The sequence below is a fragment of the Streptomyces lonarensis genome, assembly GCF_012033735.1.
GTDB lineage: Bacteria > Actinomycetota > Actinomycetes > Streptomycetales > Streptomycetaceae > Streptomyces > Streptomyces lonarensis.
In genome coordinates this window covers 1-7183 of record NZ_JAAVJD010000253.1, presented here as the reverse complement: position 1 = coordinate 7183, position 7183 = coordinate 1, and the positions used below count along the sequence as shown (strand labels likewise).

The 7183-nt window shown below is 74.0% G+C and carries 8 protein-coding genes; all 8 read right to left on the bottom strand.

Translation table 11 applies throughout. From position 1 onward, the window contains the following. Positions 1-472: 472 nt before the first annotated feature. Positions 473-805 carry a histone-like nucleoid-structuring protein Lsr2 gene (locus tag HCN56_RS21965; protein ID WP_167973796.1) on the bottom strand — a complete coding sequence of 111 codons (333 nt, stop codon included), beginning with the start codon at positions 803-805 and terminating at the stop codon, positions 473-475. Between the two features lie 167 nt (positions 806-972). Next, positions 973-1485 (bottom strand): amino-acid N-acetyltransferase, encoded by a 513-nt coding sequence (locus HCN56_RS21960; protein WP_167973794.1) that lies wholly within the window; start codon positions 1483-1485, stop codon positions 973-975. A 53-nt stretch (positions 1486-1538) separates the two neighbouring features. Next, positions 1539-2072 (bottom strand): BlaI/MecI/CopY family transcriptional regulator, encoded by a 534-nt coding sequence (locus HCN56_RS21955; RefSeq protein ID WP_167973792.1) that lies wholly within the window; start codon positions 2070-2072, stop codon positions 1539-1541. Positions 2073-2170: 98 nt separating this feature from the next. Next, entirely contained in the window at positions 2171-2353 is a 183-nt protein-coding gene (locus HCN56_RS21950; RefSeq protein WP_167973790.1) for a hypothetical protein, read from the bottom strand. A 726-nt stretch (positions 2354-3079) separates the two neighbouring features. Next, positions 3080-3877 carry a type III pantothenate kinase gene (locus tag HCN56_RS21945; RefSeq protein WP_167973788.1) on the bottom strand — a complete coding sequence of 266 codons (798 nt, stop codon included), beginning with the start codon at positions 3875-3877 and terminating at the stop codon, positions 3080-3082. Beyond that, positions 3877-4941, bottom strand: coding sequence for a carboxylating nicotinate-nucleotide diphosphorylase (gene nadC, locus HCN56_RS21940; protein ID WP_167973786.1), 1065 nt, complete (start codon positions 4939-4941; stop codon positions 3877-3879). The genes HCN56_RS21945 and nadC overlap by 1 nt, the downstream gene beginning before the upstream one ends. After that, positions 4938-6692, bottom strand: a complete 1755-nt coding sequence (locus HCN56_RS21935; RefSeq protein WP_167973798.1) for an L-aspartate oxidase — start codon at positions 6690-6692, stop codon at positions 4938-4940. Before HCN56_RS21935 ends, nadC begins: the two co-directional genes overlap by 4 nt. Before the next feature lie 80 nt (positions 6693-6772). Further along, positions 6773-7141 carry a pantoate--beta-alanine ligase gene (locus HCN56_RS21930; RefSeq protein WP_167973784.1) on the bottom strand — a complete coding sequence of 123 codons (369 nt, stop codon included), beginning with the start codon at positions 7139-7141 and terminating at the stop codon, positions 6773-6775. Between the last annotated feature and the right edge of the window lie 42 nt (positions 7142-7183).

The following is a 7183-nucleotide window of genomic DNA, read 5'->3' as shown; positions in this document are numbered from 1 at the left end:
CCCCGGGCCGCCCCGGGGCGGCGTACCGGAACCGATTCGCTCACGCCAGGCAGGGGCCCGGACGGCGGGGCCACGGGCCCACCGGGTGGACGGCGCGCCGGCCGGACGCGCGGCCACGGCGACCCGGGCGGCAGAGGGCCGAGACGCGGCGGGCACGACGAATCCCGTCGACCCCGGGCGCGGCGCGACAGGGCGGGCACGCGGCGGCGCCACCCGTGCAGGTCAGGACACGCCACCGACCCGGCGGTCGGCCCGGAGGCCGGCACCCACCGGGCCGGAACGGCACATCTGACGACCGCCTCCCACCGCGACGCGCCGGGCGCACGACGCGGAGAAGACCGCGGGCAGGCCGGGGTGGCGCACTCGGGAAAGCGCCGGAACGGCGCGGTGCGCATCCCCGCGGCGCGGCACGGGCGGAGAGGAAGATCGAACACGGCAGGGCCGCCCCCAAGGGCGGCCCGGACCATGAGCGTCAGGCGGACGCCTTTTCGTAGGCCTCGCGAATGTTCGCCGGAACACGGCCGCGGTCATTCACGTCGTAGCCGTTCTCCTTCGCCCAGGCGCGAATCTTCGCGGTGTCCTGGGAGCCGGAGGAGGCTCGGGTACCGCGAGTACCGCGTGCGGGGCGACCGCCACCGCGGCGACCGGCCTTGGTGTAAGGCTCCAGCGCGTCACGGAGCTTTTTGGCGTTGGCCTCATTGAGGTCGATCTCGTAGGACTTGCCGTCGATGGCGAACGAGACGGTCTCGCTCGCGTCGCCGCCGTCGATGTCATCGAGGAGAAGGACCTGAACCTTCTGTGCCACCGGGCTGCTCCTCATTCTTGCTCGCCGAATGTTTTGTGCTGCTTGCGTAATCAAACCGCCCCGGCTCCGAAAACACAAACCCTGGACCCTCTTTGGGACAAGCAGTTCGCCCGACACGTCGGGACGATTCGGGCATAGCCCCCGAGGGGATTCACGGGGCCCGTTGTTCAGAGCACCAGCAGCATGCGGCTGTTACCCAAAGTGTTCGGCTTCACGCGTTCGAGACCGAGGAACTCCGCAACTCCCTCATCATAGGAGTGCAGCAGCTCGCTGTAGACGTCACCGTCAACGGGTGTATCGCCGATCTCCTGGAACCCGTGGCGGGCGAAGAACGCGACTTCGAAGGTGAGGCAGAAAATGCGCCGCACGCCGAGCCATCGCGCAGTGCCGAGCAGCTTGCTCAGGAGTGCGTGCCCGACTCCGAGCCCGCGCATCGCGGGGTCGACGGCAAGGGTGCGGACCTCGGCGAGATCCTCCCACATGACGTGCAGTGCGCCGCAGGCGACGACGGCCGCGTCGTCGTCGCGTTCCGCCACCCAGAACTCCTGAATGTCCTCGTAAAAGGTCACCGTGGGCTTGTTCAGCAGGATGCGTTCGGCGGCATAGGAGTCCACCAGGCGCCGTACCGCCGGGACATCGGCGGTACGCGCTCTTCGAATCGTGATTTCCGGGGCCTTCACGCCGCGAGGCTACCGCCGGACGCCGGCACCCCTCCCGGCGGGGGCGGAGCGGGTCAGGCGGCGGGCCGGTCCTCGGCGGGAGGAGCGTCGACAGGAGGAGCGTCGGCGGACGGCTCCGCGGGAGGCGCCGCGTCGGGCGCGGCGGGGGCCCCCGGGGCGCCGACGGGGCCGGTGTCAGGGCCGGCGTCGGCCGGGGGCTCCGCGGCGCCGTCCGCCAGGCTCACGCCGGCGACGCCGACCACCCGGAGCGCGTCCCGCAGCGCGGGAAGCTGCTCGGGGGACATCATCGAGAAGAAGGCGACGAGGGCGGCCGCGGGGTTGTCGCTCTCGGACCAGGCCTCGTTCATCAGCACGGCCGAGTAGGCGGCGCGGGTCGAGACGGCCTCGTAGCGGTAGGCGCGGCCCTCCTGGGTGCGCCGTACCCAGCCCTTGCGGTACAGGTTGTCCAGCACCGTCATGACGGTGGTGTAGGCGATGGCGCGGTCCTGCTGGAGCTCCTGGAGGACCTCCCGCACGGTGACCGGCTTGTTCCGGGCCCACACCCGTGTCATCACGGCGTCTTCGAGTTCTCCCAGGCGGCGCGGCACGCCTGAAGGATAGCGCGAAATGTCCGATGTGCCGGGGTGCGTCGAGGTACGGGGCGGCCCGGGTCGTGCGACCCGGGCGCGCCGCGGCGGAAGCCCGCTCAGTCGGCGGTGGTGTCCCGCCGGTCGGCGGTGCGGGACGCGGCGGCGGCCGCCATGGCGTCGGCCGCGGCGTCCTCCTTGTACTTGTTGGCGCCGCCCTGCGACCGGATCATCGTGACGATCAGGCAGGTGAAGGCGACGGCCATGACAGTGGGGGGAAAGAGGGCGATGACGTAGTCCACGGTCTCCGTCTCCTGGGTAGGGCGCCCGGGACCGGCCCGGGGCACCCTCCAGGGTATCGGGGTCTATTCGTCGGCTTCGTCGGGGGGCGTGGGGTTGTCCGGCGCCGGTCGCTTGTGTCGGAAGACATCGGCCGGTGTGGGCACGGGACGACCCGGGGCCGGATTCCCGCCGGGACGCCGGCGTGATTCCCCACCGCCGCGTCGCGCGTTCTCCTGCTCGCCGCTCTCGGCGTCTGACGTACGCATGCGACGAGATTAGCCGCTAACCGGACAATTCTCAGGAGATACGGCTGGGGCTGCGGCTGACAGGTGCGCGTCACTGATGCGGCCCACGGCGGACGGCGGAACGAGGCGAATAGCACCCTCCCCGACCGATGGGAACCGCCGAGTTCCCTGCCCCGCCCGGCGGCGGCAGCCGTCGGGGGAGCCCCGCACAACGCGGCGCCGCGCCAATGCGGCAGGGGGCGGGAGGAGGCCACCCGCCACGGGCAGCCCGAATTCGCTGCGCGGCACCCCGGTACGCATCCGCCCCCGCCCTTCGGAGGCGGGGGCGGACATCGGCTATTCGGGTCGGCGCCCCGCCGCCCGGCCCGCGTCCGTGCGATCCGAGGTGCCGCCGCGTTCCCGCCGACACCGGCGCGACCGCCGCTTCGCGAGCCGGGCCGGAATCACTCGTTCGGGGACGTCCCTACGGCATCCGGCGGTAGCGCGCACCACTGTCGGCGTTCAGTGCCGGGGCGCATTCCGTTCGAACACCAATCGCAGTCCGATCAGGGTCAACCACGGTTCGTGTTCGTCGATCACCGTGGCCTCCCGGAGCACCAACGGTGCGAGACCGCCGGTGGCGATGACGGTGACGGAATCCGGTTCGTCGGAGAGTTCCCGGCGCATCCGTTCGACGACTCCGTCGACCTGGGCGGCGAATCCGTAGACGATGCCGGACTGCATCGACTCCACGGTGTTCTTTCCGATCACCTGACGCGGCGGCGAGAGTTCCACCTTCCGCAGTTGGGCGCCGCGCATACCGAGCGCCTCGACGGAGATCTCCACCCCCGGCGCGATGGCACCGCCCGCGTATTCACCGCGTGAGGTGACCGCGTCGTAGGTGGTGGCCGTCCCGAAGTCCACGATGATGCAGGGGCCGCCGTAGAGCTCGACGGCGGCGGCCGCGTTGATGACCCGGTCCGCGCCGACCTCCTTCGGGTTGTCCGTGATGACGGGCACCCCGGTGCGCACCCCGGGCTCCACCAGCACCGCGGGAATGTCGCCGTAGTACCGGCGCGTGACGTCGCGCAGTTCGTGGAGGACGGACGGCACCGTCGAGCAGACGGCGATGCCGTCGATGTTGTCGCCCAGGTCGCGGCCGAGCAGCGGGTGCCGGCCCATCAGCCCCTGAAGCAGCACCGCCAGCTCGTCGGCGGTCCGCCGGGCGTCGGTGGAGATCCGCCAGTGCTCGACGATCTCCTCGCCGTCGAAGAGGCCGAGGACGGTGTGGGTGTTACCGACGTCGATGGTCAGCAGCATCAGGAGCCTTCCCCGGACCGCAGGTCGAGACCGATGTCCAGGATCGGGGAGGAGTGTGTGAGGGCGCCGACGGCGAGGTGGTCCACGCCGGTCTCGGCGTAGGCGCGGGCGTTCTCCAGCGTGAGCCTGCCGGAGGACTCCAGGCGGGCGCGGCCGGCCACCAGCGCCACCGCCTCGGCGGTCTCCGCCGGGGTGAAGTTGTCCAGCAGCAGCAGGTCCGCCCCCGCCTCCAGCACCGGCTCGATCTGGTCCAGCCGGTCGACCTCGACCTCGATCGGCACGTCGGGGGTGCCCCAGGCGACCAGCTCGGAGCGGACGGCGCGGAACGCCTCGGCGACGCCGCCCGCCGCGACGACGTGGTTGTCCTTGATGAGCGCCGCATCCGAGAGGGACATCCGGTGGTTCTCGCCGCCGCCGCAGCGGACGGCGTACTTCTCCAGCGCCCGCAGTCCCGGGGTGGTCTTGCGGGTGTCCCGCACGGTCGCGCCGGTCCCCTCCAGGACGTCGGCCCAGGCGCGGGTGGCGGTGGCGACGCCGGAGAGGCGGCACAGCAGGTTGAGCGCGGTCCGCTCGCCGGTGAGCAGGTCGCGGGTGCGTCCGGTCACCGACAGCAGGACCGCGCCGGCGGCGACCCGGTCGCCGTCCTCCGCGTGGCGCTCGACCTCCAGGTCGTCGGTGGCGACGACGGAGAGCACCGCCTCCGCGATGCGGAGCCCGGCGACGGTCCCCGCCTCACGGGCGGTGAAGTCCGCGGTGGCGACGGCCTCGTCGGGGACGGTCGCCAGGGTGGTGACGTCCGGCCCCTGGTCGAGGTCCTCCGCCAGGGCGAGGTGCGCGACCTCCTCGACGCCGACGGGATCGAGCCCGGCGGCCTCCAGCAGCCCCGCGAGCTCGGCGTCCAGCCCGCAGACGGTGTCGAGGTGGCCGGGGCCGTCACCGGCGCAGCCGGCGCCGTCGGCCGCGCAGCCGCAGCCGGGGGCCGCGGCGTCCGGGGTGCCGGGGGCGGCGGGGAGCAGGTTGAGGACGGCCGGCTCGGGACGGGGGTCGGGGCCTGCGGTGGTCATGAGGTGCTCTCCTCGGGGTCGCCGGTGCTCCCGGCGTGGCGGGGCGCGGCGTCCGCCGCGGTGGGGTCTTCCCCCGGGACGTGCCGCGCGGCGTCGGCCGGCCACGGCGTCAGGGGGCCGAACGTCGGGCCGTCGGTGGCCCGCACCAGCGGCACGGTGCCGTCCGTGTCGGGGGCCAGGGTGACCAGCAGATGGCGACGCCAGGCGTCGTCGTCCGACTCGGGGTGGTCCTCTCGCCAGTGGCAGCCGCGGGTCTCGGTGCGCCGCGCGGCGGCGGCGACCAGCACCCGGGCGACCAGCAGCAGGTTGGCGTTCTCCCACGCCTCCACACCCGGTTCGCCGGTCTTGCCGCCCGGTGCGGGCGCTGCCAGCGCGGTGGCGGCCGCCGCCAGGCTGGCGTCGGAGCGCAGCACGCCGGCGCCCTCGCTCATCACCCGCTGGATCTCGCCGCGGGCCTCGGGCGGCGGCAGCGGCAGTCGGACGGCGGTCGCCGCCGGCGCGACGGGGGCGGGCGTGCGCACGGGTTCGGCCAGGCAGTCGGCGGCGATGCGCTCGGCGAAGACCAGCCCCTCCAGCAGCGAGTTGGACGCCAGCCGGTTGGCGCCGTGGACGCCGGTGCAGGCGACCTCGCCGCAGGCGTAGAGCCCGGGGACGCCGGTCCGGCCGTGCAGGTCGGTGCGGACGCCGCCGGAGGCGTAGTGCGCCGCCGGCGCCACGGGGATCGGCTCCGTCACCGGGTCGATGCCGTGGGAGCGGCAGGACGCCAGGATCGTCGGGAAGCGCCGTGCCCACATCTCGGCCCCGAAGTGGCGGCCGTCGAGGTACATGTGGGGGGCGCCCGTCTCGCGCATCCGGCGCATGATGCCCTTGGCCACGATGTCGCGCGGGGCCAGCTCGGCCAGCTCGTGACGGCCGACCATGAAGCGGTCACCCCCGGCGTCGACCAGGTGCGCGCCCTCGCCGCGGACCGCCTCGGAGATCAGCGGCTGCTGTCCCTGCGCCTCCGGCCCCAACCACAGCACGGTCGGGTGGAACTGGACGAACTCCAGGTCGGAGACCTCCGCCCCGGCCCGCAGCGCCAGCGCGACGCCGTCCCCGGTGGAGACCGCCGGGTTGGTGGTGGCCGAGAAGACCTGCCCCATGCCGCCGGTGGCGAGCACCACCACGGGGGCGTGGACGGCGCCGACGCCGTCGTGCCGCCCCTCCCCCATGACGTGCAGACTGACGCCGGCGGCGCGGCCGGCGGCGTCGGTGAGCAGGTCGAGGGCGAGGGCGTGCTCGACCACCTCGATGCCGGCGGCGCGCACCGCGGCGACCAGCGCGCGGGAGATCTCCGCGCCGGTGGCGTGGCCGCCCGCGTGCGCGATGCGGCGGCGGTGGTGGCCGCCCTCACGGGTGAGGGCGATGGTGCCGTCGTCGGCGGTGTCGAACCGGGCGCCGGTGGCGATCAGCCGGCGGACGGCGTCCGGCCCCTCGGTGACGAGGGTGCTGACCGCCGTCTCGTCGCACAGCCCGGCGCCGGCGGTCAGTGAGTCGTCGCGGTGCTGCTCCGGGGTGTCGCCGGGGCCGAGCGCGGCGGCGATGCCGCCCTGCGCCCAGCGGGTCGAGCCGTCGTCCAGCAGCGCCTTGGTGACGACGACGGTGCGACGGCCGGCCTCGGCGCAGCGCAGCGCGACGGTCAGCCCGGCTATGCCGGAGCCGACGACGACGACGTCGGCCGCGGTCGCCCAGGTCGGTTCGGGGCCGAGCACGGCGACGCGGCCCGGGCTGGCGGTCGGGTCGGTGCCGGGAGCCGGGTCCGGAGCGGTCGCCGCGCGGCGCGGTGCGGCGGTCACAGGGCGGTCCCGAGGTCGAGGTGGACGTTGTCGATCAGGCGGGTGGCGCCCACCCGGGCGGCGACGGCGAGCACCGCGGGCCCCGGCGGTGCGGGGTCGCCCGGTGCGATCGCGGTGAAGGTGGCGGGGTCGACCAGCGCCAGGTAGTCCGTCTCCAGCGGCGGGTCCAGCCGGGCCGCCTCGCGCAGCACGGTGTCGGCGGCGGCGAGCGCGGCACCGGCGGGGTCGGGCGGACCGGCGGCATGGGCGACGGCGCGGGCGTCGGCGGACGCCTCCTCCTGGTCGAGGGCGGCGAGCGTGTGGCAATGGACCGCGTTACCGCCGCCGTCCACGCCGAAAGCTTCTCTCACGCCGTCGTCAGTCACGGCTCACACCATAGACGGCAATCGGTTGCAGTCAATAGCTGC

Bases quoted from the DNA above. Each gene is read 5' to 3' on its own strand.
- HCN56_RS21945 (WP_167973788.1), bottom strand. From the start codon at position 3,877: ATGCTGCTGACCATCGACGTCGGTAACACCCACACCGTCCTCGGCCTC.
- nadC (WP_167973786.1), bottom strand. From the start codon at position 4,941: ATGACCACCGCAGGCCCCGACCCCCGTCCCGAGCCGGCCGTCCTCAAC.